This is a genomic window from Neisseria sp. P0013.S005 (assembly GCF_051958425.1).
GTDB lineage: Bacteria > Pseudomonadota > Gammaproteobacteria > Burkholderiales > Neisseriaceae > Neisseria > Neisseria subflava.
The window spans coordinates 1-243 of sequence record NZ_JBQCVL010000086.1; the positions used below are offsets into that span (position 1 = coordinate 1).

Consider the following 243-nt stretch of genomic DNA (forward strand, 5'->3'; position numbering starts at 1 on the left):
GATGACGGCCTTCGGGTTGTAAACCCCTTTTTGGGGGGACGATAATGACGGTACCCCCGGAATAAGCCCCGGCTAACTCTGTGCCAGCAGCCGCGGTAATACAGAGGGGGCAAGCGTTGTCCGGACTTACTGGGCGTAAAGCGCACGCAGGTGGCCGCGCAAGTGTTATGTGAAAGCCCCGCGCTCAACGCGGGGAGGCCACGACAGACTGCGCAGCTCGAGGGATGCAGAGGATGGTGGAAT

The 243-nt window shown here is 60.9% G+C and carries 1 rRNA gene; it reads left to right on the top strand.

Going from position 1 to position 243, the window contains the following annotated elements:
* Positions 1-243 (top strand): 16S ribosomal RNA (locus ACTHTA_RS11600); the annotation flags it as partial.